At 70.7% G+C, this 23,958-nt stretch carries 22 protein-coding genes and 1 pseudogene; 9 read left to right on the forward strand and 14 right to left on the reverse strand.

What is annotated here, in order from left to right:
• Positions 1-3: 3 nt before the first annotated feature.
• Positions 4-768 (reverse strand): LytTR family DNA-binding domain-containing protein, encoded by a 765-nt coding sequence (locus GC203_RS18535; protein ID WP_293457770.1) that lies wholly within the window; start codon positions 766-768, stop codon positions 4-6.
• A gap of 158 nt (positions 769-926) precedes the next feature.
• Between GC203_RS18535 and GC203_RS18540 the strand changes: the two genes are divergently transcribed.
• Positions 927-1,547 carry a DUF2306 domain-containing protein gene (locus GC203_RS18540; protein ID WP_293457773.1) on the forward strand — a complete coding sequence of 207 codons (621 nt, stop codon included), beginning with the start codon at positions 927-929 and terminating at the stop codon, positions 1,545-1,547.
• A 195-nt stretch (positions 1,548-1,742) separates the two neighbouring features.
• On the forward strand, positions 1,743-2,393 hold the full coding sequence (locus tag GC203_RS18545; protein ID WP_293457776.1) for a glutathione S-transferase family protein: 651 nt from the start codon (positions 1,743-1,745) through the stop codon (positions 2,391-2,393).
• On the opposite strand, the gene GC203_RS18550 is transcribed toward GC203_RS18545, so the two are convergent.
• The 3 genes from GC203_RS18550 to GC203_RS18560 all read right to left on the reverse strand — a co-directional run bounded on the left by GC203_RS18550 (position 2,350) and on the right by GC203_RS18560 (position 6,891).
• A complete protein-coding gene (locus GC203_RS18550; RefSeq protein ID WP_293457904.1) occupies positions 2,350-2,760 on the reverse strand; it encodes a VOC family protein in 411 nt (136 codons plus the stop codon). The two genes, GC203_RS18545 and GC203_RS18550, sit on opposite strands and share 44 nt — an antisense overlap.
• 206 nt (positions 2,761-2,966) lie before the next feature.
• Positions 2,967-4,982, reverse strand: a complete 2,016-nt coding sequence (locus GC203_RS18555; RefSeq protein ID WP_293457778.1) for an elongation factor G — start codon at positions 4,980-4,982, stop codon at positions 2,967-2,969.
• Positions 4,983-5,268: 286 nt separating this feature from the next.
• Positions 5,269-6,891, reverse strand: a complete 1,623-nt coding sequence (locus GC203_RS18560; RefSeq protein ID WP_293457780.1) for an EAL domain-containing protein — start codon at positions 6,889-6,891, stop codon at positions 5,269-5,271.
• An 88-nt stretch (positions 6,892-6,979) separates the two neighbouring features.
• On the opposite strand from GC203_RS18560, the gene GC203_RS18565 reads away from it, so the two are divergent.
• Entirely contained in the window at positions 6,980-7,498 is a 519-nt protein-coding gene (locus tag GC203_RS18565; protein ID WP_293457782.1) for an NUDIX domain-containing protein, read from the forward strand.
• 57 nt (positions 7,499-7,555) lie between these two features.
• A complete protein-coding gene (locus tag GC203_RS18570) occupies positions 7,556-8,647 on the forward strand; it encodes a phosphatidylinositol-specific phospholipase C1-like protein (RefSeq protein WP_293457783.1) in 1,092 nt (363 codons plus the stop codon).
• Positions 8,648-8,681: 34 nt separating this feature from the next.
• Here GC203_RS18570 and GC203_RS18575 read toward each other — a convergent pair whose 3' ends face one another.
• Entirely contained in the window at positions 8,682-8,900 is a 219-nt protein-coding gene (locus GC203_RS18575; RefSeq protein WP_293457907.1) for a cold-shock protein, read from the reverse strand.
• 186 nt (positions 8,901-9,086) lie between these two features.
• A pseudogene (locus GC203_RS18580) lies at positions 9,087-9,275 on the reverse strand (cold-shock protein); the annotation flags it as partial.
• Positions 9,276-9,457: 182 nt separating this feature from the next.
• Here GC203_RS18580 and GC203_RS18585 point away from each other — a divergent pair.
• Complete coding sequence (locus tag GC203_RS18585) at positions 9,458-10,045, forward strand: TIGR00730 family Rossman fold protein (RefSeq protein ID WP_293457784.1); 588 nt, start codon at positions 9,458-9,460, stop codon at positions 10,043-10,045.
• Positions 10,046-10,167: 122 nt separating this feature from the next.
• Here GC203_RS18585 and GC203_RS18590 read toward each other — a convergent pair whose 3' ends face one another.
• The 6 genes from GC203_RS18590 to GC203_RS18615 all read right to left on the reverse strand — a co-directional run bounded on the left by GC203_RS18590 (position 10,168) and on the right by GC203_RS18615 (position 16,054).
• The gene (locus GC203_RS18590) at positions 10,168-11,199 is read right to left on the reverse strand and encodes an amidohydrolase family protein (protein ID WP_293457785.1); all 1,032 of its coding nucleotides are present in this window, start codon (positions 11,197-11,199) and stop codon (positions 10,168-10,170) included.
• An 86-nt stretch (positions 11,200-11,285) separates the two neighbouring features.
• Entirely contained in the window at positions 11,286-13,280 is a 1,995-nt protein-coding gene (locus GC203_RS18595; protein ID WP_293457786.1) for a TonB-dependent receptor, read from the reverse strand.
• Complete coding sequence (locus tag GC203_RS18600) at positions 13,277-13,810, reverse strand: hypothetical protein (protein WP_293457787.1); 534 nt, start codon at positions 13,808-13,810, stop codon at positions 13,277-13,279. The genes GC203_RS18595 and GC203_RS18600 overlap by 4 nt, the downstream gene beginning before the upstream one ends.
• A gap of 35 nt (positions 13,811-13,845) precedes the next feature.
• A complete protein-coding gene (locus tag GC203_RS18605) occupies positions 13,846-14,685 on the reverse strand; it encodes a M56 family metallopeptidase (RefSeq protein WP_293457789.1) in 840 nt (279 codons plus the stop codon).
• Between the two features lie 102 nt (positions 14,686-14,787).
• Positions 14,788-15,690: a M56 family metallopeptidase gene (locus tag GC203_RS18610; protein ID WP_293457791.1), complete on the reverse strand. Its 903-nt coding sequence runs from the start codon at positions 15,688-15,690 to the stop codon at positions 14,788-14,790.
• The gene (locus GC203_RS18615; protein WP_293457793.1) at positions 15,680-16,054 is read right to left on the reverse strand and encodes a BlaI/MecI/CopY family transcriptional regulator; all 375 of its coding nucleotides are present in this window, start codon (positions 16,052-16,054) and stop codon (positions 15,680-15,682) included. The genes GC203_RS18610 and GC203_RS18615 overlap by 11 nt, the downstream gene beginning before the upstream one ends.
• Before the next feature lie 89 nt (positions 16,055-16,143).
• Here GC203_RS18615 and GC203_RS18620 point away from each other — a divergent pair, with 89 nt between their 5' ends.
• Together GC203_RS18620 and GC203_RS18625 are read left to right on the forward strand one after the other, a co-directional pair.
• Positions 16,144-17,457, forward strand: coding sequence for an amino acid permease (locus GC203_RS18620; protein WP_293457794.1), 1,314 nt, complete (start codon positions 16,144-16,146; stop codon positions 17,455-17,457).
• A gap of 28 nt (positions 17,458-17,485) precedes the next feature.
• Positions 17,486-18,508, forward strand: coding sequence for an SRPBCC family protein (locus GC203_RS18625; RefSeq protein ID WP_293457795.1), 1,023 nt, complete (start codon positions 17,486-17,488; stop codon positions 18,506-18,508).
• Here GC203_RS18625 and GC203_RS18630 read toward each other — a convergent pair.
• The gene (locus GC203_RS18630) at positions 18,505-20,598 is read right to left on the reverse strand and encodes a glycoside hydrolase family 3 C-terminal domain-containing protein (protein ID WP_293457796.1); all 2,094 of its coding nucleotides are present in this window, start codon (positions 20,596-20,598) and stop codon (positions 18,505-18,507) included. The two genes, GC203_RS18625 and GC203_RS18630, sit on opposite strands and share 4 nt — an antisense overlap.
• 108 nt (positions 20,599-20,706) lie before the next feature.
• On the opposite strand from GC203_RS18630, the gene GC203_RS18635 reads away from it, so the two are divergent.
• The gene (locus GC203_RS18635) at positions 20,707-20,931 is read left to right on the forward strand and encodes a hypothetical protein (protein ID WP_293457797.1); all 225 of its coding nucleotides are present in this window, start codon (positions 20,707-20,709) and stop codon (positions 20,929-20,931) included.
• 125 nt (positions 20,932-21,056) lie between these two features.
• Here the strand turns inward: GC203_RS18635 and GC203_RS18640 are convergent, their stop codons facing one another.
• Positions 21,057-22,928 carry an alkyl sulfatase dimerization domain-containing protein gene (locus GC203_RS18640; protein WP_293457798.1) on the reverse strand — a complete coding sequence of 624 codons (1,872 nt, stop codon included), beginning with the start codon at positions 22,926-22,928 and terminating at the stop codon, positions 21,057-21,059.
• 111 nt (positions 22,929-23,039) lie between these two features.
• Between GC203_RS18640 and GC203_RS18645 the strand changes: the two genes are divergently transcribed.
• Positions 23,040-23,957, forward strand: coding sequence for a hypothetical protein (locus tag GC203_RS18645; protein WP_293457800.1), 918 nt, complete (start codon positions 23,040-23,042; stop codon positions 23,955-23,957).
• Position 23,958: the final 1 nt, after the last annotated feature.

Genomic DNA, 23,958 nt, shown 5'->3' on the forward strand with positions numbered 1-23,958 from the left:
GCGCTAGAACCAGCCGGCCGCCTTCAAGGGCGCCGCGTTGCTACGGCTGATCGGCACCGTCAGGCCGCAGGTCAGGCGCGCCTCGCCGCGGCCCCGCATCCATCGCACGTCGTCGATCGCCCCCGCCGCCACCCACCACGACCGATGCGTCTGGAAGCCCGGCGCGCCCGACAGCTCGGCCAGGGCGTCGCCGAAGCGGGCCGAGATCAGCTCGTCGCCCGCGTCGGTGTGGACGCGCAGGTAGTGGTCCTCGGCCTCCACGGCCAGGATCGCCGCGCCCCGCCGCTTGGCCGACAGGCGCTGGCGGAAGGCCGCCGTGGGATCGGGCGGCGGGGCCGCCGGCTCCGCCCCGGTGTCGACCGGCGTCACGGGGTGGGCCCAGGCGAGTTGGCGCAGGCACATGGCGGCGAAGCAGACGATGAACACCTGGAACCACGGCGTGATGACGTTCAGCAACGTCAGGTGCATGCGTCCGAGGAAGTGATTGGCCAGTCCGACCAGAAGGATCACCGGCGGCGTCATGCCGATGCTGGAGATCAGCAGCCGCGGCCAGAACGGCCGGACCCGGCGGCTCACCGGCGCGTCGATGGCGATGCCGATCAATCCCCCGCCCATCATGCAGGCCATCCAGTAGGCGAAGCGTTCGCCCAGCGTCCGCTCCGACGAGCCGAACGGGCCCAGGAACGCCATCACCACGCCGATCGCGGCCCACAGCGTCAGGTCGGCGGCGAGGCGGCGCAGACGGGCCGGGGCCAGAAGGTCAGCCATCGGTTCTCCCTGTCAGGACTCGTTCACGAGAGACTGCCACGACTGGCGAAGCTCGCGCATCCGTTCGCGAACGAACGGCGCCATTCACGCGACGGCCGCTTGCCCTCCGCGGCCGGGCCTGGCTGTCTCGGCCCGGTCTTGAACTGCGAGGGCGCGGCATGAACACGAGGGTTTCCAAGAGCTTGCAGGGCGCCGGCTGGGGCGCGGCCGTGTTTCTGAGCGTCGGGATCGCACTCTTCTCCTATCGCTACGTCGTCCAGTTCGCGCCGCTGTCGACCGAGATCGCCGCCAACCTCTTCGCGCGGCCCTGGCTGACGCTACATGCCGGCGGCGCGGCCACCGCACTCCTCCTGGGCGGCTTCCAGTTCCTGCCGGCCGTGCGCCGTCGCCGCGCGCTCCACCGCTGGATCGGCCGGGTCTACGCCACCGGCTGCATCGTCGGGGGCTGCGCCGGCTTCGCGCTCGCCTTCGGCACCACCTCCGGACCGATCGCCGGCCTGGGCTTCGGCCTGCTCGCGCCCATCTGGATCTATTGCACCGGCCAGGGCTGGCTCACCGCCCGCGCCCGGCGGTTCGACGAGCATCGGCGCTGGATGATCCGCTCGTTCGCGCTGACCTTCGCCGCCGTCACCCTGCGCCTCTACCTGCCGCTGGGGGTGATGGCCGGCCTGACCTTCCACCAGATCTATGTGGCGACGGCCTGGATCTCGTGGATTCCGAACCTGATCGCCGCCGAGCTCTACCTGCGTCGCGAGACGCTCCGCCTTCAACCGGCGTAGAGCCTTCCCGGATCAGGTGGGATCACTTGATCCGGACGAGAAGGCTCTATCTTCAGGAGTTTAGGGCCCGTCCGGGCGGGTGAACCGGCATCCACTTCACCCTGACGGACCCTAGGCTCTGCTGCAACACTGCTGACATGCCCCTGTCAGCAGGCCGGGCGTCTACTCCCGTCCGAGAGCGGAAGGAGCCTCGAAATGTCCGACGAACTGGTCTTCTACACCAACCCCATGTCCCGCGGCCGGATCATCCGCTGGATGCTTGAGGAGGTAGGTCAGCCCTATCGCACCGAGCTACTGGAATGGGGCGCGGGCTCGAAGTCGCCCGAGTTCCTGGCCGTCAACCCGATGGGCAAGGTGCCGGCGATCAAACACGGCGACACCGTCGTCACCGAGTGCGGCGCCATCTGCGCCTATCTGGCCGACGCGTTCCCGCAGGCCGGGCTGGCGCCGCCCCACGGCAGCAAGCTGCGCGGGCCCTACTATCGCTGGCTGTTCTTCGCCGCCGGGCCGGTCGAGCAGGCGGTGAGCGTCAAGTCGATGGGTTGGGAGGCTCCGCCCGAACGCAAGATGATGCTGGGCTATGGCAGCATCGAGGACGTGCTGGACACGCTTGAGGGCCTGCTGACCGGCCGCGAGTACGTCGCCGGCGACAGCTTCACCGCGGCCGATCTCTACCTCGGCGCCCACATCGGCTGGGGCATGCAGTTCGGAAGCATCGAGAAGCGCCCGGCGTTCGAGGCCTATGTGGCGCGGCTGGAGGCCCGCCCGGCGGCCAAGCGCGCCGTCGAGATCGACGACGGCCTTATCGCGGCTCAGCAGCAGAAGCAGCCCGCGCCGGCTGAATGAGGTCCCACCTGTTCCCGTAGAGGTCCTCGAACACCGCCACCGTCCCATAGGGCTCGTGGCGGGGGGCCTCCAGGAACCTGACGCCGGCCGCGGCCATCCTCCCATGGTCGCGGCCGAAGTCGTCGGTCTCGAGGAACAGGAAGACGCGGCCCGCGCCCTGGTCGCCGACCCGCGTGGCCTGGTCGCCGACGGCCTTGGCCAGCAACAGGCCGGCGTCGGAGCCCGGCGGGCGCACCACCACCCAGCGCTTGCCGCCGCCCATGTCGGTGTCTTCCGCCAGGTCGAAGCCGGCCTTGCCGACGTAGAAGCCGATGGCCTCGTCGTAGTCGCCGACGAGCAGGGCGGTCAGGGAGAGTCGCTGAGGCATGAGCGTCATTACCGCGCCCTTCCTTTCCCGCGAAGCGGGAGAGGGGGACCAGTCGCCGAAGAGCGACTGGTGGAGAGGGCAAGCCGGAAGCGCGGTTGGTCGGGTTAGCGGCTTCATGCTCCGTGAGAGCCGCTCTCCCTTCCCACCGCCGGCTTTTCGCTACGCTCAGCCGGCGGTCCCCCCTTCCCGCGATGCGGGAAGGGAAACTACGCCTCCGGCCGCGCCGCCTGGGCGGCTTCCTCGGCCAGGCGGCCATGGAGCTCGCTCATGTGGTCGAAGTCGGCCTCGAAGGCGCCGAGGCCCTGGGTCAGGCCCCGGAGCTCGGCGATCAGGTCCTGCCGCTCGCTTTGCGGCAGATAGGCCTCGATCTGCTCCCAACCCTGCCAGTCGGCCCGCGGCGCCAGCCCCAGGATCTGGCCCCGCCGCGCGGTGAGCGCAGACGTCACGTGCGAGGCGCTGGGCGACGGCGAATAGACCGTGAGCTTCTCGATCGGCTCCAGCAGGGTGGTGCCCAGGGCCTTCAGCGCCTCCTCGATCGCCAGGCGCCCAGCCGTGCGGAACGCCATTTCCGAAGAGTCGACGGAGTGGGTCATGCCGTCGATCAGCGTCACCTCCAGATCGGTCACCGGGAAGCCCAGCGGGCCCTTGGTCAGGCCGTCGCGCACGCCGGCCTCCACCGCGGGGATCCACTGCTTGGGCACCGCGCCGCCGACGACCTTCGACTGGAACTGGAAGCCCGAGCCACGGGGCAGGGGCCGCACCTCGATGGTCACGTCGGCGAACTGCCCATGGCCGCCCGACTGCTTCTTGTGGCGCGCGCGCTGGGTGGTCCCGCGCCCGATGGTTTCGCGATAGGGCGTCTTGGGCTGGACCGTGTCGATCTCCACGCCGTAGCGCCGCTTCAGCCGCTCCAGCGCCAGGCGCACATGGCCTTCGCCCTGGCCCGCCAGCAGCACCTGCCGCTGCTCGGCGTCGTGGGTCAGCGAGAGGCCGGGATCCTCCTCGACCAGCTTGCCCAGGGCTCCCGAGAGCCGTACGTCGTCGCTGCGGTTGCGCGCCATCAGGGCCACCGCGAACAGCGGTCGCCTGGGCCGCGCGGCCGCCTTCACGATCTGCGGCTCGCCGGTGGTGGAGAGGATCTGGCCGCCGCCTGCCTGCTCCACCTTGCCGATGGCGCAGATGTCGCCCACCGGGGCCTGGGCGATCTTCTTCAGCGACGAGCCCTGCACCTCGGAAAGCCCGCCGGCGCGGCTCTTCTGGCCGTCGGGCAGGATGAAGTCGGCGCCGTCCGGGAGTGGCGCGCCGAATACGCGGGCGTAGGCCAGCTTGCCCGACTGGCCGGCATAGGCGGCCTTCAGCACATAGGCGCCCTTCGTGATCCCGATCCGCTCGGCCGCCATCGACGAGGGCGGCGTCTCGTGGCGCAGCGCCTTGAGGAGTCGGCGGACGCCGAAGCCGTTCTGGGCCGATCCGAAGAACACCGGCGTGATCAGCCCGTCGTTCATCTCGCGCACGAGGTCGGCGAACACCGCGTCGCGGCTGGGCGTCACGTCGGACAGCAACTGTTCCAGCAGTTCGTCGTCGAAGTCGGAGAGCTGCTCCAGCATGTGGAAGCGCGCGTCCGCCTCTTCCTGTTTCAACTCGCCGGGGATGTCGATCTGCTCGCTGGCCTTGCCCGGCCGGTAGACGAAGCACCGCTCCAGCGCCAGGTCGATATAGCCCGAGACCTTGTCGCCCACCCAGGTGGGGATCTGCCGGGCGACCAGCGGCGTGGTCGCCACCGGGGTCAGCGCGTCCAGCAACTCCTGGAGACTGCCCCGGGCCTGGTCCATCTTGTTGATGAAGAGGGCGTGGGGCACGCCCAGCCGCTCCAGTTCGCGCAGGGTGGGTTGCAGCAACGCCGCCTTGGCGGGGTCGGGCTCGGCCACCACGATCGCCAGGTCGGCGGCGGGAAGGGCGGGGTCGATCTCGGAACAGAACTCCAGCGAGCCGGGACAGTCGACGACCACGTAGCGGTCGCCCATGAAGTCGAAGCCGGCCAGGTTCAGCTCCACCGAATGGCCGCGGGCGCGGGCCTCCGGGCTAGAGTCGCCCACCTCGCCGGGGCGCACCGCATGTCCGGTGGCGGCCTCCAGCAGGGCCTCCATCAGGGCCGTCTTGCCGGCGCTCGTGGGGCCGACGAGCGCAAGCGCCCGAACCGACCCCTTTTCCTGGATTGCCATGTTGCGTTCTCCCATCACCGAGAGCGCGCCAGGCGAACGTGGATACCGGTTTCGCCGTCCGAAGCGCTCTCAACCTCCGTCAAGGCGCATATCCGTCTCGAGCGGGTATGCGTCGGAGCGCCGAGAGCGCCCCGTCAGCGGGAGATCGAAGCGCTCTTGCGCGCGGTTATGGACGGTCGGCGACCGGTACGGGGCCAGCCGACGCCGCCCTCTGGAGAGACCCTACGCCCCGAAATTTCGGACGCCCAGCCGTCGTGCGGCCGTCATCAAGAGAATGTGAGGCGGCTCAGCCCCAGTCCTTCTTCCGGTCGAGCGCCGCGCGGCGGAGCAGCGGCCCTTCGCCACCGGCCTTGCGACGCTCGGCGAAGGCCGCCGCGCTCTGAGGGGCTTCTCCAGCCCGCCCGTAGAGCCAGCCCTGGGCATAGTCGACGCCGGCCAGGCGCACGGCCTCCTCGGCCTCGGGCGTCTCCACCATCTCGGCCAGGGTCCGCACCTTCAACTCCGCGCACATGTTGACCAGGTGCTTCACGAACGTCGCCTCGCGGCCGCCATGCTGCAGGTCGCGGATGTAGCGGCCGTCGATCTTGAGCAGGTCGAGGCTGAGCTGCTGGAGATAGGCCAGCGAGGCCGCCCCGGCCCCGAAATCGTCGAGACAGACCTCGCAGCCGGCTTGGCGCAGGGCCTGGATATGACGGTCGGCGAGCGCGAGGTCCTCGACCGCGGCGCTCTCGGTCAGTTCGAACATCAGCCGGCCCTTGGCGTGCGGCTGCTCGCGCAGCAAGGTCGTGACGCGATCGATGTAGCGCTCGCTCATCAGGCTGCGGCCCGACACATTCACGGCCAGGACGTGAGCGGGATCGCGGGCGAGCACCGCCAGGGTCTCCTCCAGCACCGCGATATCGAGGGGCTCGATCAGCTCCATTTCCTCGGCCATGCGGATGGTCGGGAAGGGACTGCCGTCCGAGCCGAAGCGCACCAGCACCTCGTGGTGGTGAAGGGTCCCGTCGGCCAGCTTCACGACCGGCTGGAAAGCGAGCTGGAAGCGGCGCATGCGGATGGCGGCGCCCAACGCCCCGGCCTTGCCCAGCGCGGCCCGCATCGCCTGGTCCAGCGCCGCCGAGAGATCGGCAGGCAGCGGTTTGCTGAGACCTTGCTCCAGAACCTGGTTGAGGGCGAAACGCAGCGCCTGGGCCACCTGCCGCGGGCGGCTGGCACCGCTCAGCGGCATCGCCGCGGTTTCGGGCGAGACGCCGTCGACGCCGGCCTTGGCCAGGATGCGCGCGATGCGCCCGGCCACCGCGTCGATCGGCTCGTCGCGGCTGCGGACCAGGGCGTATCGGTCCAGGCCCACCGACGTCGCCGCTTCACCCCGGTAGGCCTGCGCCCGCAGCGCCCCCGCCACGAGGGACTCGAAGCCCAGCGGATCGTTGGTCGCGACGGTGAAGGCGGATGCGCCGCCCAGTTCCACGAACGCGAGCTCCAGATCCTGGGTCGCGCCGGCGACCAGTTCGGCTGCGCGGGCTTCGAACGATTCCGGAGTCTGCAGCCGCGCCGCGCTGTGCGAGCTCGCCCGGGCCAGGGCGCAGGAGATCGCGCCATCGTTCTGCGGCAGCCGGATCGCCGTGAAGCTGGCGAACCGTTCGGCCCCGCCCTTGCCGCCCGCGACGGCGACCGAAACCGGCCCCCCACGCGCGCCGTCGTCCAGCCCCTGGAACAGCGCTTCGATCATCGGCTGGTCGTCGGGCGCGATGAGGTCGCGCCAGTGCTTCTTGGCCAGCGCATGGTCGGCCACGCCCAGCACAGCCTCGCCGGCGCCGAGCGCAAAGGCTACGCGGCCGTGACCGTCGATCTCGATCAGCAGATCGGCCGCGGCGAAGCCAAAGCCCAGGAATCTATGAGGTTTAAACAAGTTGGCATCACCCTAGGACGCTCCACTTGCCATGGGGGGCCTTAAGATCGGGTGTTCGACGCGTCGGCGCTGCGGCTAGGATGAGGCCATGACTTCGTCGGCCGGCGCCTCCGATCCGGTTTCCCCGGGCCTCCCCGAGCGGCCGACGGCGCGCGTGCTGCTGTTCGACCGCGCCGACCGCATTCTCCTGATGAAGGGCCGCCTGCCGGCCTCGCCCAAGGGCCCGGGCGCCTGGTTTCCCGTGGGCGGCGGGGTGGAGCCGGGCGAGACCCATCGGCAAGCCGCCGCCCGTGAGATCCGGGAGGAAACCGGGGTTGTCGATTTCGAGCTGGGCCCGGTGGTCTGGGTGCGCGAAGGGGTGATGCGGTTGCCGCGGCCGACCCTCTTCAGAGAGGTCTACATCGTCGCGCGCTGCCAAGGCGGCGAGCCCGACCGGAGCGGCTGGGACGCGCTCGAGCGGGAATTGATCGACGACATCCGCTGGTGGACCCAGGCCGACCTGGAAGCCACGACCGACCGCGTCTTTCCGCCAGGGCTGGCGGAGCGGTTGCCGCCGTTGATCTCCGGGCGCTACCCCGACGCGCCGCTACCCATTCCCTGGGACTGAGCGTCATAAGCCTGACGCGCTTGCCCGCAAGGATCGCCCGCAAAGAGGAGCGCCCCGATGATCGCCGCCGTTCTCGCCGCCGCCGTCGCCGCGACCTGCCCGCTCGAACATCCGTCCGGCGCGCCCGGATGCACGCGGGCCGAGGTCGACGCCCTGCCGATGAACGCCATTCAGGCGATCGGCACCCACAACAGCTACAAGATGGCCATCGCGCCCAACGAGTGGGCGATGATCCATGCGGTCGACGCCAAGGCGGCCGACAGCCTCGACTATTCCAAGCCGCCGCTGGCGACCCAGCTCGACCAGGGCGCCCGCCAGCTCGAGATCGACATCGTCTACGACCCCGACGTCGGGCTCTACGCCAACCCATTGGGCTATCGGCAGGGCAAGGGGCAGGTTCCCTACGACTTCACGCCGCTGAAGACGCCGGGCCTGAAGGTGCTGCACGAGCCCTCGGTCGACTATCGCTCGGTGTGTCCGCTGTTCGTCCAGTGCCTGAAGGACGTGCGGACCTGGTCGCTGGCGCACCCCGACCACGTACCGATCCTGATCATCCTGAACCTGAAGGAAGGCGGGCTCTCGATCCCCGGCGCCACCAAAGCCCCGCTGTTCGACGCCAAGGCGATGGATTCCATCGATGCGGAAATCCGCTCGGTGTTTCCCGCGGACGCGCTGATCACGCCCGATCAGGTGCAAGGCGCCTATCCGACGCTGCGGGAGGCGGTCGCCGCCGGAGCCTGGCCGCGGTTGGGCGCGGCGCGGGGCAAGGTGATGATCGCGCTCGACTGTCCGCCGGACCAGGTCGCGCGCTACCGCGAGGATCGCAAGGTGCTGGAAGGCCGCGCGGCGTTCGTGAACATCGACGAGAGTTCGCCGGCCGCGGGGTACATCACGCTGAACGAACCCAAGGAGCAGTCGGCGCGCATCGCCGCGGCGGTGAAGGCTGGGATCATCGTTCGCACGCGGGCCGACGCCGACACGTGGGAAGCCCGCGCCGACGATACGACGCGTCAGGCCGCGGCCTTCGCCTCGGGCGCGCAATATGTCTCGACCGACTATCTGAGGCCGGACGAGCGCTTCGGGCCATACGTGGCGAAGCTGCCGGGCGGCGGGGCCGCGCGGCTCGATCCGGTTCAGCCGGACCGGTAATAACGGGCCCGCCGGAGCGGGCCCGCAGGGATCGTCAGCCGATGACCTTCAGGTTGGTCGCGGAGGTCTTGCCGCTGCGACGGTCCTGTTCGAGGTCGAAATTGACCGTCTGGCCTTCGTTCAGGTTGGTGAGACCCGCCCGTTCGACGGCCGAGATGTGGACGAAGATGTCCTGGCCGCCGCCTTCGGGCTTGATGAAGCCGAACCCCTTGGTCGGGTTGAACCACTTCACCGTGCCCGAGCCCGAGCCCATCACCGCGCCGCGAGGCCGGTCGGCTCCGCCGCCGCCACCGCCGCCGAAGCCTCGGCCGCCGCCGCCGCCGTAGCCGCCGCCGCCGTAGCCGCCGCCACCACGGTCGAAACCGCCGCCGCCGCCGCGGTCGAAGCCGCCGGAGCGGCGCGGCGCGGGCTCGCCGTGCTCGGTGACGATGATGCTCGTCGCCGCCAGCTTGCCCGAGCGCCGATCCTGCTCGAGCTCGAATTCCACCTTGTCGCCTTCGTTGAGGCTATCCAGCCCCGCCTGGTTCAGGGCCGAGATGTGGACGAAGATGTCGGCTCCGCCCTCATCGGGCTGGATGAAACCGAAGCCTTTCGCCGTATTGAACCACTTGACCGTACCGCTCGCCATTCGTCGTAACCTACCGAGATAGAAGTCCCCGCCGCGCACACGTCGGCGCCCGGCCAATCGAGGTGACGAGCCGTCCTCCATTTGTAGCTGCGGATCGCGGGCAAGGCCAGCGCCCGTGACACACGGGTTTATTCGGACTAAGGGAGCGGCCCTTTCGCCACGCCCCACTGCGAGGCCATGACGTGAAAAGCATCTGCGTCTACTGCGGATCGTCGCCTGGAACCGACCCCAGATTCATGGAGGAAGCCGTCCGCTGCGGCACGGCGATCGCCAAGGCGGGGATGACCCTGGTCTACGGCGGCGGACGCGTGGGCCTGATGGGCGCGGTGGCCGATGCGGCGCTGGCCGCCGGCGGCAAGGTCACCGGCGTGATGCCCGCCGATCTGGTCAACCAGGAGATCGGCCACACGGGGCTCACCGAACTGCGCGTCGTCAATTCGATGCATGAGCGCAAATGGGCCATGGCCGAGTTGGGCGACGCCTTCCTCTGCCTGCCGGGCGGCCCCGGCACCTTCGAGGAGATCTTCGAGCAGTGGACCTGGGCGCTCCTGGGCTTCCACTCGAAGGCCTGCGGCTTCGTCAATGTGAGCGGCTACTACGACCTGATGCGCCAGACGGTGCAGCAGATGGCCGACAACGGCTTCATCGCCCAGCAGTACGTCGACATGCTGATCTACGCCGACAGCACCGAGGCGGCGCTGGAGCGGTTCAAGTCCTACGTCCCGCCGCCGCCCAAGTGGGGCGTGGCCAAGGTCGAGCAGCGCTACTGACCCTTTCCCTCCCCAACGTGGGGAGGGCGACTCGCGACGCGAGCGGGGTGGGGGAGGCAGCAACCCCCACCTGTCCGTCGCTTCGCGCCGGCCACCCTCCCCAAGAAGGGGAGGGAAGGACCTCACACCTCCAGCCGGTAGACCCGCTTGGCGGTCCCGGAGAACAGCGCCGTTTTCTCTGCGGCCGAGGCGCCCTTGGCGATGTGCTTGAAGGCGTTCCACAGCGTGGCGTAGTCGCAGCTGCCCATGTCGACCGGGAAGTTCGACTCGAACATGCAGCGCTCGGCCCCGAACGCCTCGATGCAGGTCTCGATGTAGGGGCTCCACTCCTGCGCGAGCTGGGTCGACGGCGCCCGCGGCTGCGCCAGGAACGACGGGAAGTTGCAGAAGGCCATGGCCAGGCCGCCCAGCTTCACCACCACGTTCGGCGACTTGGCCAGCTCCAGGATGTTGGCCTTCCAGATCGGGAACCGCTCCTGAAGCTTGCCCTGATAGCTGGCGCGGCCCAGCGGCGTGCCCACATGGTCCAGCACGATCGTGGTGTCGGGGAAGGCGCGGGCCAGATCGATCACGTCGGGAAGCTGTGGCTCCAGCAGCCAGGCGTCGAAGCTGAGGCCCAGCGGCGCCAGGTGCTTGAACCCCGCCCGGAAGTCATCGCGCAGGTAGAGGCCGGCCTCGACCCGGTTCAGCGGACCCAGCACCTCCTTGTCGGCCTCGAACGAGGCGCTGTTGCGGATGCCGCGGAACCGCCCGCCGCCGGCCTTGATGTGCGCCTCCAGCACCGGCTTGACGGCGTCGCCCAGCAGCAGGTCGGCGCGGCTCACGATCCCGGCGCAGGCGCGGAAGTCGCCGTACATGCCGCTCGCGCTCATGGCGGCCACGCCGTTGACGAACTCGGTCTCGCCGACCACCCGCATGTCGACCGGCCCGTCGGCCTTGTAGAACGCGCCGCACTCCACGAACACGGTGGCGACCACGTTGTGGCCGGAGCCGGTGTCGGCCATCAGCTCGTCGAGCAGGTAGCGCTTGGCCGGCTCGATGGCGGTCATGAACGGGTGCTCGTCGACCTCGGGCGTCGCGTAGCTGCGCCGGTCCCACAAGTGATGGTGGGGGTCCACGATGGGCAGGTCAGGCTCGAGGATGGCTTCCGGCACGGCGTCGCTCCCGTTTTCTGGTTGGGCGCCACGCTAGCCGCCGCGGTCGGCCGGTCAATCGGTGACGCCGCGTCGGCCCCGCCGGATCAGCCGCCGAACGTCTTGCGCAAGCGGACATAGAGGACGCGTCCGAAGTGGAAATTGCGGTCCGACAGGCTGGCCGCCCCGTCGCGGGCGGCGTCTCTCACGCCGTCGTAGGTGACGGTGGTGCGCCGATAGCCACGCTTGGTGAGGTTCTCCAGCACGATGCGGACGTTCACGTCGCGGCGCGGTCGCCACTCGGCGTAGGTCATCAGGAAGGGGTCAAGCTTGTAGGCGTCGACCGCGTTGAACCGGTAGTAGGCCTGCTGGAAGCCGCTGTAGAGTTCCGCGCCCCAGGTCAGGTTCCAGCGTGGAATGTCCTGCGAGAACTTCGCCTCCCACGTGATCGGCTTTTCACCCGAGATGCGCCGCGCGACGCCGGTGGTGGGATCGTCGACCCGCGACCACCTTCGCGTGGCGTAGCCCTTGAGCTGGCCGGCGGGCACGCCCAGACGATCCAGCGGCAGGGTGAGCTCGAGCTTCAGGCTGTCGCGCGTTCCGTCGCCGATGTTGGCCGGCCGGTCGAACAGCGCGCCGTTCCCGAAGACGGGTCCGCGATCGACCACGCCGCTCGCCTCGGTGTGGTTGGCGGTGATCACCACCGCGCCGCGGTCCCAGAAGCGGCGCTCGAACGCCGCCTCGCCGACCCATGCGCGCTCGGGCTCCAGGTCGGGATTGCCGGCCGTCACGCCGGTCGCGGTGTTGAGGCTGCTCTGGGCGACAAAGGCGTCGAAATCGAGCTGGCCCACTTCGCGCTCCACGCGCAGGCGTACCTGGGTGTCGGCGTCCGGCGACCAGGTCACGAGCAATCGAGGCTTCACGAAGGCCAGGGTCTTGCCGATGACGACATCGCCGTCGGCCCCGATCGTCGATCGCTCGTAGCGAATCTGGCCGTCCAGGGTGAGCTTCGGTGCGAGCCGCCAGCTCGCCTTGGCGAAGGCTTCGGCGCGGCGTTCGCGCACCTGCACGTTGGCGGCGGGCACCGGCACGTCGCCGCCGTCCACTTCGAACCGGGTGCGGCTGCGCAGGCTGTTGCGGGCGGCTTCCACGCCCACTTCGGCCGACAGGGACGCGGTCAGCGGGCGCTTGACCACGCCACGCGCGATCGACTCCTGCGTGTGACGGTCGATGGTGAACACCTGGCGCGTTCCAGGCGCCGCGAAGCTGCTGGTTTGGTCCAGATCGCTCGAGCGGCGCAGGCCCACCAGCTCCAGCTTGCCGTCGCCGAGGAGGGGCCGGGTGAAGTTGGCCCCAAGTTCGCGTGAGCCGTCGCGGGTGAGCTGGTCGGTGCTTTCGACGTCGGACGAGGCGACGTCGGCGTCGTCCTCTTCGAACTTCAGGCCGTCGTGATAGGCCAGCCCGTTGATCCGCAGCCGGCCGCCCGCGACGGAGCGCTCGTAGGCTCCCGTGATCTGCTCCAGCCGACCGTCGTCCTCGGTGTCGATGGTGGTGTGGGTCGTGGGGCCCGATGTCGAGGCGGACAGGCCCACCCCCTGGCCCAGCAGCCCGCTGTAGCCGCGGCCGTAGAAGCCGGAGGTCTCCCAGGACTGGCGCTGGTCCCCGCCGGAGGCCTGCCATTCCAGGAAGCCCTCCGCACGCCCATCCGGCAGCGCAATGCCCTGCGCCTCGATCTGCCCCCGCAAGGTCCGCTCGGGCTTCAGCACCACATTGGCCACGACCGGCTTGCCTTGCATGTCGATCCCCGGCGCGCCGCCACGGATCACGTCGATGCGGACCACACGGGCGGCCGGGATGCGGGAGAGGATGGCGTTCAGGTTGTCGCTCTTGCTCGCGGGGCGTTCCCCGTCGATCAGCACGTTGCCCCCGGCTCCCTCGAAGCCGCGAACCGAGGCCCCGTCGTCGAGGATGAAGCCTGGAATCCTCTGCAGCATCTCCGCCGCGTTGGCGGGTCGTTGCGCGGCGAAGAAGGCGGGCGGATAGCTGATGAGGCCCCCGGTGGGCGCGACGGCGGCGGCCTGGGCGAGGATCAGCGCGATCACGGCGCGGGCCAGACGCCGGCCAGGCTGTCGGTGCGCCGCGCCGCCCCGTCCCGGATCTGCTCGCCGATCCGCCAACCGTCAGGGCAGGGCCCCAGCCTGCGGAAGCGCCGGACCTGACGCGCCGCGGTCGCCGCGCCGTCCAGGGCGCGCAGGGCGAACGTCTGGGTGAAGGCGTGGGCGGGATCTCCCTGGCGCGACAGCGTCAGCCCGAAACGCCGGCCACCCAGATCGCAGCGGACGGCGTACAGGTCGCTCCGATCCACGCCGTCGTCCAGCGGGCGGCAGGGCCGGCCGGCCGACTCGGCGGTCACGCGTCCGAACGCCCCGCGCATGGTCGCGTCGGCGCAGACCCGGACGGCGCCGGAGACCCGGCCCTCCGCATCCAGCGCCTCGACGCGCCAGAGTTCCGGGGGGTCGAGGCGCGCCTGACGGGCGGCGATGCGGGCGGAAGGGTGGTCGCAGCCGCCCGCCATGGAGGCGAGCGCCAGCGCAGGCGCGATCCATCGCGCCCGCGAACGGGCCATAGGCATGGCTCAGCTCCAGGATGAGGGTCGGTTGGTGGCCGCTAGGGCCGGATAACGTCCACGCCGGCCGAGACGATCGAGGCGCCCGTCGGACGCGGCGCCGACGAGGCCGGGCCGGTTCGTCGCTTCAGCAGAGCGATGCGGACTTCGAGCGGATGCTGGCCCCAGGGGCGCAGGCAGCAGGCGAAGGGCAGGGGCGCGCCGCCGAGCTGGGTCTTCAACAGGGTGCGGGCGTACAGGGCGCGCGCCCAGGGCCGGCGCATCGTCACCGCCGCGTCGCAGGCGACCTCCTGGTCCAGGCGCAGCAGATAGGCGCCCAGGTGCATGACCGGATTGAACCAGCAGACGCACTGGGCCAGCGAGACGAGGGCGGCGGCGCGCGGGTCGCGGCGGGCCACGTGGGCCCGCTCGTGGGCGCGGATCAGGTCGCGCTCCTCGGCGGTGTAGCCGTCGTCGTCGGCAGGCAGCACGATGCGGGGCCAGATCAGGCCCACCACCGCCGGTCCGCCGCGTCCGGCCCGCACCTGCGCCATGAACCGGTGCTGCGCGACGGCGAACGCGACCGCCATGGCGATCGCGCCGACGGCCCAGACGATCGCCGCCGGGCCCAGCGCCGGCCAGCGGATCGCCGTGGCGGCCGCCGTCGAGTACCGGTCGCTGTCGACGGGAACCATCACCGCCAGCAGGGTCAGGAACGCCACGATCGGCGGTACGACCCACAGGGCGTAGGCCGCTTCGGCCCCGAAGACCTTCCGGGCCGGAGGTCGGGCCAACGCCACCGCCAGGGTGGCGGTCGAGGCCGTGACGTTGGCGTAGAGGCACGCGGCGGCGAGGCTCGCGGCCGGTGCGGGGCCGAAGGCGGCGTACAGCACGTCAGTCATCATCGGTCCCCATGCTCCCCAACGGGCCTCTGATGGCGAAAGAATTACAAGCGTAAAATATTCTGTCAATCGCCATTGTCACCCGGTGACGGCTGGCGACGATCAGGGCTGGCGCGCAGGCGCCTGGACCAGGATCACCGACATCACCGGCTTGTGCTGTGTCTTCCAGAACTCGACCATCGCCGCGGGCGGCGGGTCCGGCGGGTTCATCCGCCAGCCGCTCCACGCCGAGGCCAGGATGGCGCTGGCCAGCAGAAGCGGGCCAGCCAGGCTGTCGTCGCGGCGGCCGCGGGCCGCCAGGGCGCCGACGCGCACTTCCAGCGGGTGGCGGCCGCCCGCCGGCCAGTAGCAGCCGAGCGGCAGGCCCTGGGCGGTCAGCTGCGATTTCAGCAGCGTCCGGGCGTAGAGCGCGCGGTCGCGCGGCCGGTCACGCAGCACGGCGGCGTCGCACGCCAGCTCCTGGTCCAGGCGCATGGCGCGCACGCCCAGGTGGACGAAGGGGTTGAACCAGCACAGCGCCTGGAAGGCGGCGGCCAGCGCTCCGGCGCGCGGGTCGCACCGCGCGATGTGCGTCCGCTCGTGGGCGCGGATCAGTTCGCGCTCCTCGGGCGTGAAGACGCCTTCCTCGGCGGGCATGACGATGCGCGGGGTCACGACCCCTACGACGGCGGGGCCGGCCTTCCCGGCGCGGGCGGCGGCCATGAACCGCGCCTGGGTCCAGGCCAGGAACGCCACGGCCGAGGCCGCCCCCGCGGCCCAGGCCAGCAGCAGCGGGGCCGAGAGGTCGGCGGCGGCGCCGGCGAGCCCGCCCGCGGCGGCGTCGCTGTCGACAGGCGCCGGTATCAGGGTGGCGAGCGCGGCCAGCGGCGGGGCGGCCCAAAGGCCATAGGCGACCTCGGGGCCGAACAGGCGGCGCGCCGGGACCCGCAGCAGGAGCACCGCCGCGACGGCGGCGGCGGCCACGAGATTCACCCGGAGCAGGGCCTCGAGGAGATCATTCGTCATCCGTCTCGAGCTCCGCGATCAGATCCTTCAGACGCGAAATCTCATCGGGCGACAGGGCGCGGTGACGTGCGTAGTGGGCGACCAACGGGGCGATCTGCCCGCCGAACAGCCGGTCGAGCAGCCCTTGGCTCTCGCCGGTCACATATTCCTCGCGGCTGACGATGGGGCGGTACAGCGCCCGCCCGGCGGCGCGCTCCGAGGCAAGAGCCTTCTTCTTCAGCAGGCGGTTGATCAAGGTCTTGACCGTCGCCTCGCCCCATTCCTGTGCGGGGCCGACCGTCTGCACGATCTCCTCGGCCGTCAGCGGGCCGCGGGTCCACAGGGCCTCCATGATGTGGCTCTCGGCGCCGGAGATCTTGGACATGTCGCACCTGTCCTCCGCCCTAACGGTTACAGCCGTAATTTGACGTGTCAAGCCATGTCGTTAGCGTGCCGGCGGGGTGGGGGAAAGTCATGACGGCGGCGACGACTTCTACGGTCCCGGCTGCGCATCACGGTCGTATCGGGGTGCTGGGCGCCGCCGGCCTGGTCGCGGGCGGGATGATCGGCTCGGGCGTCTACCTGTTGCCCGCCACGCTGGCGGCCACAGGCTCCATCGCCATCCTCGGCTGGCTGGCCGCTGCGGCGGCGGCCCTGGCGATCGCCGGGGTGTTCATCTGGCTGGGCCGGATGGTGCCGGACGCCAACGGCCTCGCGAGCTACGTGCGATCCGGCCTCGGACGCTTCTTCGCCTTGCAGGCCGCCTTCGCCTATTGGGTTTCGATCTGGGCCGGCATGGTCGCCGTCGCCGTCGCGGCGGCCGGCGCGCTCGGCTTCCTGTTTCCCGCGCTGGCGGACCCGACGGCGCGCCTGTTGGTGACGCTCGCGGCGATCTGGCTGGGCGTCGCCGCGGCCTGGGCGGGGCCGCGGACGGTGGCCCGGCTGGAGGGCCTGACGCTGGCGCTCGGCCTCCTGCCGGTGCTGCTGACCGCGACCATCGGCTGGATCGCCTTCCGGCCACACATCTTCATCGAGTCCTGGAATCCCAGTGACATGGCGGTGGGCGCCGCCGTCACCCGGTCGGGCCTGAGCTGCTTCTGGGCGTTCCTGGGCCTGGAGTGCGCGGCCGCGGCCGCGGGCGTCGTGCGCGATCCCGTTCGTAACGTGCCGCGCGCCACCCTGCTGGGCGTGGTCGGCGCCGCCGTCCTCTACATCGCCGCCAGCGTCGTGATCATGGGACTGCTGCCCAACCACGAACTCGCGGGCTCGACCGCGCCCTTCGCCGACGCCACCCGGGCGGTCGTCGGCGCCGGGGCCGGCGGCGCCATCGCCATCTGCGTCTTCCTGCGAACGATGGGTTGCCTGACGGGCTGGACCCTGGTGCTCGCCGAGACGTCCCGAGGTGCGGCCGACGATGGCGACTTCCCCGCCGTCCTGCGCACCCGCCCGGGCGAGCACGCCTCGGCGGTCAACCTGCTCCTGGGCGGCGCCCTGATGACCGTCGTCGCCGTGCTGAGCGCCTCGCCGAACCTGGCCCAGCAGTTCACGATCATCGCCAACGTCGTCTCGCTGCTGGCGCTGTTCACCTATGTGCTGGCGGCCGGCTCGCTGATCCGTCTGGCAGGCGGGTTGCGGCCGGCGGTGCGGGCTGGCGTGACCGTCACGGCGCTCCTGGCCATCGGCGCCAGCGTGGTGCTGGCCCTGGCCGCGAGCCCACTGGAAATCGGGCTCTCGCTCACCTCGGTGGCGGCTGGCGGGCTCCTGTACCTTTGGATGCGCCGCCGCTAGATTCGACGCCTCAGGCTACGGAGGTCCCATGCTGCCGGTCGAACTCTATCGCGGCGACGATGCGCTCCGGAACGACCGCGAAGGGGTCCTGCGTCGGACCTGGCAGTTCCTTGGCCACGAGACGATGCTTCCCCAGCCGGGCGATTACCTCGCCGACGTGATCGGCGGCGCGCCGGTGGTGGCGGTGCGCAAGCCCGACGGGGCGCTGGCAGCCTTCCACAACGTCTGCCGCCATCGCGCCGGCGCCCTGGTCGCCGATGGGGCCGGCAACTGCGGCGAGGCCTTCACCTGCCGGTATCACGGCTGGAAGTACGCGCTGGACGGCCGCCTGCGGAACGCCGTCGATTTCGGCTCGGTCCCCGGCTTCGATCCGCGCCAGTACGGCCTGTTCCCGATCCGGGTGGAGAGCTGGCGCGGGCTGGTGTTCGTCAACCTCGACGCCGGCGCCGCCCCGCTGGCCGACCTCATCGCGCCCCTGGCGGCCCGCTGGCCCGACGGCCAGGCGGCCTTCCCGCTGGTCGAACGGCGCACGCACGCCATCGCCTGCAACTGGAAGACCTACGTCGAGAACTATCTGGAGGGGTATCACCTGCCGATGGTGCACCCCGAGTTCGACGGCGACGTCGTGGTCTCGGACTACTGGACCGAGATCGAGGGCGAGGTGGTCTTCTCCGGCGCGCCGGCCCGCGACGCCTCGGTCTATGGCGGGCTCTGGGCGTGGCTCTGGCCCAACCTGGGCGTCAACGTCTACCGCCACGGCTATATGATGGAGCGGATGACCGCCGTCGGCCCCGCCGAGACGCGCCTCGACTACTTCTACTTCTTCGACCCGGCGCAGACCCAGGCCCTGCCCGAGATGCTGAAGTTCTCCGACCTGGTCACCGCCCAGGATCTGCAGGTCTGCGAAGAGGTGCAGCGCAACCTGGAAGCCGGGATCTATCCGGGCGGGGTGCTCTCGCCCAAGCATGAGACGGGCGTCGCCTGGTTCCAGGACCGCATCGCCCGCGCGCTCGATCTGCCCAGGCCGCCGCGCCTGGCCGTGGTGGGCTAGGCTCCCAATTCGGCCGCCTCGACCGTCACCGTGGCGCGCAGCTTCGGGCTCGCCGCATCGGGACCGACGAACAGGCGATAGTCCCCGCCCGCGATCCGGAAGCCGTGGAGGTCCGCCTCCCAGTCGGCCAGCAGGCGCGGTTCGGCGGTCACGGTGACCCGCCGGCTCTCGCCGGGCTCCAGGCTCACCCGCGCCCAGCCGATCAGCCGCTGCTGGCTGCGGCCCGGCGCGGCCTCCAGATAGACTTGCGCCACCTCCGTCCCGGCGCGGGCGCCGGTGTTGGCGACCTCGAAGCTGACGGTCGCCGTCGCGCCGCCCTCGGCGCGCAGATCGGCGTAGGCGAATGTCGTGTAGGAGAGTCCGAAACCGAACGGAAACAGCGGCTTGTGGCCCGTTCTTGCGAACCACCGATAGCCGGCGTCCGACCCCTCCGCGTAGTCGATATCGAAGGGTTCGGTGTCGCCCCGGGCGTTGACGATCGGCAGGTCCGAGCCCGGCAGCTTCGCATGCGGCAGCTGGTCGGCCGAGGCGGGGAAGGTGATCGGCAGTCGCCCACACGGCTCGGCCTCGCCGAACAGCACCGCGGCGATCGCTTCGCCGCCCTGTGAACCGGGATACCAGGCCTCGATCACCGCGCTCACCTGATCGAGCCAGGGCGTCAGCACGGGATTGCCGGTCTCCAGCACCACCACCGTGCGGGGCTGGGCCGCGGCGACGGCGGCGATGAGGGCGTCCTGGCCGTCGGGCAGGACCAAGGTGGTGTCGACGCCCTCGGTGGCCCATTCGACGGCGAAGACGATGGCGACGTCGGCATCCGCCGCCGCGGCCGCGGCGCGCGCTGGATCGGTCCCGTCGTCGAAGCTCACCGCGACATTGGCGGCCCGCGCGCGGATCGCCGCCAGCGGGGCGTCGGGATGGTAGATCACGCCGGCGCTCCACGAGGGCGAACCCTCCGGCGGATCGAACCGCGCCGAACCCTTCGGGATCACCTGGCTGGAGCCGCCGCCTGACAGCACGCCCAGGTCGGCGTGGCCGCCGATCACGGCGATGGAGCGCACGCCCGACAGGGGCAGCACGCCGTCGTTCTTCAAGAGCACGATCCCGGTTTCGGCGGCTTTGCGGGCCACGGTGGCGCCGGCCGCGAGGTCGGGCTCGCCGGCGCTCACGGGGTGGTCGACCGCCCCGCAGGCGATCATCGCGCGCAGGATGCGATGCGCCATCTCCCGGATGCGCGCCGTTGAAACTTCGCCGGCGACCACCGCGGCCTTCAGGGGGTCGTCGAAGAACGGCTGGCGGTCGAACTCGCGGCCCGACTGCTGGTCGAGCCCGGCGTTGGCCGCCGCCAGCCCGTGGACCGCCCCCCAGTCCGACATCACCCAGCCCTTGTAGCCCCAGTCGCCGCGCAGCACGTCGGTCAGCAGGTAGGGGTTCTCCGAGGCATAGGTCCCACGGAAGCGGTTGTAGGCGCACATCACCGAGCCGGGGTCGCCGTCCTCGATGGCGATCTGGAACGCCAGCAGGTCCGACTCGCGAAAGGCGGCCTCGTCCATGTCGGCCGACAGGACCATGCGGCCGGTTTCCTGGTCGTTGAGGGCGAAGTGCTTGATCGTCGAGACGATGTGGTTCGATTGCACCCCTGCGATCGCCGCGCCGGCCAGCTTGCCGGCCAACAGAGGATCTTCGCCCAGGTATTCGAAATTGCGGCCGTTTCTCGGTTCGCGCGTCAGGTTCACGCCGCCGGCCAGCAGGCAGTTGAAGCCCTTGGCGCGGGCTTCCGCCCCGGCCATGGCGCCGGCCTCGCGCGCCAGGTCCAGGCTCCAGGACGCGGCCAGGGCCAGGCCGCAGGGCAGGGCGGTGGCGGCGTCGTCCCGCCGGCCGGCCGCCGAGACGCCCAGGCTGGCGTCGGTCTCGTGGAGGTCGGGAATGCCCAGGCGCTCCAGGCCGGGGACCCAGCCGGCCGACTTCTGCACGCCCTCGGGCCGCGGCTTCATCACCAGCGGCATGTGCCCGCTCAGGATCCCGATCTGCTCGTCGAGGGTCATCTGGTCCAGGAGCGCGGCGGCGCGCGCGTCGGGATCGGGCAGGTTCACTCCGGCGTCTCCTCTCTTCTCTTGTTTGGGCGCGTTCTGGCATGGGGCCGGCATGCATCCTAGCTCCGCCCGTCCGTGTTATGGTCGTCTCAGGAGAGGGAGCACGCCATGAAAGTGAAGCTCACTGACGAGGATCGCGATCGCCTGGCCCTGCACAGCGCCTTCGCGGTCCACCAGATCGCCCGCTGGGTCGCCACCCAGCCCAACGTGCCGAAGGACATCCGCGACCGCCTGCGCGGGCACATCAGCGCCATCGAAGGCGTGATGGTCACCAGCGGCCACGACTGGATCCGCGACGAGATGGAAGCCACCGAGGCGGCGCTCCACGCCTGAGGCGGCAGCCGGCTAGAGGACGATGCGGCCAGGTGGGATCACCTGACCGCTGAATCGTGCTCGAGATTCAAAAGCATCGAGCGCGTTCGAGCGGCGAAACCCCCCACACTTTCGCCTAACGCGCTCTACGGCGCCGAGATCTCGAACCAGAGGTCGAACCGGTCGAGCAGGGGCAGCAGCTCGGCGAGGGCGGCTGCGCCTTCGCCTTCCAGCTGGGCCTCCTCGAGCGCCTTGGCGCCCACGACCAGGTCGATCAGCAGGCCGCGCGTCAGCTCGACCGGCGGGCCGCCGTCGCCCGGGCGATGGTGCAGCACCGCGTTCTCCACGCGCACGGCGAACCGCTCGCCGGTGTCGGTGAAGACGGCCGTGAAGTCGGGCGTCGCCGCGCCGGCCTTCTCGCCGTTCAGCCGCACCGACAGTGAATCCAGCAGGTTGTCGGCCGGCAGGGTGCGCAGCTGTCCGGGCGAGGCCTGGCGCGGGGTGTCGCTCTTCGGCCGCGGGTTGCGCAGCTCCTGCGCCCCGGTGAGGTAGAAGTCGCGCCACGGCCCGGATTCGGCCTGGTAGCCCATCTGCTCGAACGAGTCGGCCTGCAGCGCGCGGGCCGCGCGGTTGTCCGGCTCGGCGAAGACCAGGTGGCCGACCAGCTCCGCCACCCAGCGGTAGTCGCCGGCCTCGAACGCGCGGCGTCCTTCGGCCAGCACGGCGTCGGCCCCGCCCATCGCCGCCACGTAGCGGCGGCCGGCGGCCTCGGGCGGGTGCTTGTGCAGGTTGGCCGGATTGCCGTCGAACCAGCCGAGGTAGCGCTGGTAGACCGCCTTGGCGTTGTGGCTCAGCGTTCCGTAGTAGCTGCGGGTGTGCCATTCGGCCTCGAGGCTCGGCGGCAGGCGCAGGAGTTCGGCGATCTCGGTCGCGTTCAGGCCGTGGTTGGCCATCCTGAGCGTCTGGTCGTGGATGTATTTGTAGAGGTCGCGCTGCTTGGCCAGGAAGGTGCGGATCGCGCCCTCGTCCCAGCGGGGCCAGTGGTGGCTGGCGAACATCACCTTTGTGTCCGCCGCGAACAGGTCCAGCGCCTCGTCGATGTAGCGGCTCCAGGCCTTGGCGTCGCGCACCTGGGCGCCGCGCGGGGTGTAGAGGTTGTGCAGGTGGCAGGTGCAGTTCTCGGCCATGCACAGCGCGCCGAACTTCGGGAAGAAGAAGTTCATCTCGGCCGGCGCCTCGGTGTCGGGCGTCACCTGGAAGCGGATCTCGATCCCGTCCAGCTCGATCGTCTGGCCCGTGTGGGTGATGGATTCGGTCGGCGCCACCAGCGACACGCGGCCGGTCGACACGCCCTTGCCCAGGCCGGAGTCCACGTGGCCTTGCGGGTCCTTCGGCAGCAGGCCGCCGTACATGTGCGTCGCGCGGCGGCTCATGACGTTGCCGGCCAGCACGTTCTCGGCGACCGCGGCCTCCAGGAAGCCTTCCGGAGCGACGATCCGCAGTCCGGCGGCGATGTCCTGCGGCGACGCCACCCCGAGGACGCCGCCGTAGTGGTCCACATGGCTGTGTGTGTAGATTACGCCCGTCACCGGGCGGTCGCCCTTGCACTCGCGCAGCAGCTTCAGCGCCGCCTCCGCCGGCTGGGCCGAGGTCAGGGGGTCGATCACGATCCAGCCGGTCTCGCCCTCGATGAAGGTGATGTTCGAGATGTCGAAGCCGCGCACCTGGTAGACGCCGGGCGTCACCTCGTAGAGGCCGTGGCGGGCGTTCAGCCGCGCCTGCCGCCAGAGGCTCGGGTTCACGGTGTCGGGCCGCTCGCCCTCCATGAAGCCGAACGGCCGCTGGCTCCAGGCGCCAGTGACCTCGGCGTCGGGGACGGTCGCCAGGAAGCCCCGGTCGGCCAGCTGGAAATCGGCGCCGTCGTCGATCGGCAGCGCCTTGGCCATCGCCGCGTGCGCCGCCCGCGTGGCCGCCGTGGCCGGCTTGCGGGCCATGTCCTGGTCGGCCTGTTCGCTCATGTGTCCCCCCGTTTTGCTCGACGATAGGCCGGATCGGCCGGCCTCGGCCATATGCCGTAGGGTGAGCGGGAACCGGCTCGCGGCGCGCCTCGCGCGTGCTATGCAGGCGCCATGTTCGACACGCCCCTCACCCTACGCGGACCCCTGCGCAAGCCGCGCCAGATGCTGGCCGATCAGGAATACGGCGGCCACGCCTCGATCCATGACGACTCCATGGCCGAGAAGCTGGGCTTCCGCGCCGGCCCGATCGAGGGGCCCACGCATTTCAGCCTGTTCCCGCCGCTGCTCGAACACATTTGGGGCCAGGCCTGGTACGAGCGCGGCTGCATCTCGTCGCACTATCTGAACATGGTGGTCGAGGGCGAGGAGGTCCGGGCCTTCGCCGACCTGCCCGCGCCCGGCGCCACGACCACCCGCGTCTGGGCCGAGAAGGCCGACGGCACGCCGGTTCTGGAAGCCAGCGCCAGCCTCGGTCCCGACCACGGCCAGACCCTCCTGGAGGGCCGGATGGCGGCCCTGCGCCCGCCCGAACGTCTCCTGATCCTGGAGGACCTGAAGGTCGGCATGACTGGCGCGGCGGACGAGCGCGTGCGGATGGATCCCGACCAGAACATGGGCGCCCTCTATCCGTTCAGCCTCAACCAGAAGCTGGCGGCCATCACCGAGAATTCGCCGTGGTACTCCGACGCCAAGGCCTCGCCCTGGGGCCGGCCGATCATCCCGCTGGAGATGGTGAGCGTGCTGGCCGAGTACTCGAACCGCGAGGCGAAGTTCCCGGTCAAGGGTCCGGCCGTGGGCCTGTTCGCCGACCAGGAAATCCGCATGATCGACGGGCCGCTGTTCGTCGGCGAGGAGTACGTCCTGCGGCGCGAGATCGTCGCCCTGGCCGAGAGCCGGCGGACCGAGTCCTACTGGGTCCGCACCCGCATCTTCGACGCCTCGGGCCAGCGCCAGGTGGCCGAGATGCTGCTGAACCACGCCTCGCTGAAGCACTCCTACGCCGGCTACGCGGACGCAGCAGCGGAGTAGC

Origin of the sequence: Phenylobacterium sp. (assembly GCF_016124325.1) — a bacterium.
Taxonomy (GTDB): Bacteria; Pseudomonadota; Alphaproteobacteria; order Caulobacterales; family Caulobacteraceae; genus Phenylobacterium.

What these genes read in the sequence shown, in the direction of transcription:
- GC203_RS18535 (WP_293457770.1), bottom strand. Translation starts at nt 768, where the DNA reads ATGGCTGACCTTCTGGCCCCGGCCCGTCTGCGCCGCCTCGCCGCCGAC.
- GC203_RS18540 (WP_293457773.1), top strand. Translation starts at nt 927, where the DNA reads ATGAACACGAGGGTTTCCAAGAGCTTGCAGGGCGCCGGCTGGGGCGCG.
- GC203_RS18545 (WP_293457776.1), top strand. Translation starts at nt 1,743, where the DNA reads ATGTCCGACGAACTGGTCTTCTACACCAACCCCATGTCCCGCGGCCGG.
- GC203_RS18550 (WP_293457904.1), bottom strand. Translation starts at nt 2,760, where the DNA reads ATGCCTCAGCGACTCTCCCTGACCGCCCTGCTCGTCGGCGACTACGAC.
- GC203_RS18555 (WP_293457778.1), bottom strand. Translation starts at nt 4,982, where the DNA reads ATGGCAATCCAGGAAAAGGGGTCGGTTCGGGCGCTTGCGCTCGTCGGC.
- GC203_RS18565 (WP_293457782.1), top strand. Translation starts at nt 6,980, where the DNA reads ATGACTTCGTCGGCCGGCGCCTCCGATCCGGTTTCCCCGGGCCTCCCC.
- GC203_RS18570 (WP_293457783.1), top strand. Translation starts at nt 7,556, where the DNA reads ATGATCGCCGCCGTTCTCGCCGCCGCCGTCGCCGCGACCTGCCCGCTC.
- GC203_RS18575 (WP_293457907.1), bottom strand. Translation starts at nt 8,900, where the DNA reads ATGGGCTCGGGCTCGGGCACGGTGAAGTGGTTCAACCCGACCAAGGGG.
- GC203_RS18600 (WP_293457787.1), bottom strand. Translation starts at nt 13,810, where the DNA reads ATGCCTATGGCCCGTTCGCGGGCGCGATGGATCGCGCCTGCGCTGGCG.
- GC203_RS18605 (WP_293457789.1), bottom strand. Translation starts at nt 14,685, where the DNA reads ATGACTGACGTGCTGTACGCCGCCTTCGGCCCCGCACCGGCCGCGAGC.
- GC203_RS18610 (WP_293457791.1), bottom strand. Translation starts at nt 15,690, where the DNA reads ATGACGAATGATCTCCTCGAGGCCCTGCTCCGGGTGAATCTCGTGGCC.
- GC203_RS18615 (WP_293457793.1), bottom strand. Translation starts at nt 16,054, where the DNA reads ATGTCCAAGATCTCCGGCGCCGAGAGCCACATCATGGAGGCCCTGTGG.
- GC203_RS18620 (WP_293457794.1), top strand. Translation starts at nt 16,144, where the DNA reads ATGACGGCGGCGACGACTTCTACGGTCCCGGCTGCGCATCACGGTCGT.
- GC203_RS18625 (WP_293457795.1), top strand. Translation starts at nt 17,486, where the DNA reads ATGCTGCCGGTCGAACTCTATCGCGGCGACGATGCGCTCCGGAACGAC.
- GC203_RS18635 (WP_293457797.1), top strand. Translation starts at nt 20,707, where the DNA reads ATGAAAGTGAAGCTCACTGACGAGGATCGCGATCGCCTGGCCCTGCAC.
- GC203_RS18640 (WP_293457798.1), bottom strand. Translation starts at nt 22,928, where the DNA reads ATGAGCGAACAGGCCGACCAGGACATGGCCCGCAAGCCGGCCACGGCG.
- GC203_RS18645 (WP_293457800.1), top strand. Translation starts at nt 23,040, where the DNA reads ATGTTCGACACGCCCCTCACCCTACGCGGACCCCTGCGCAAGCCGCGC.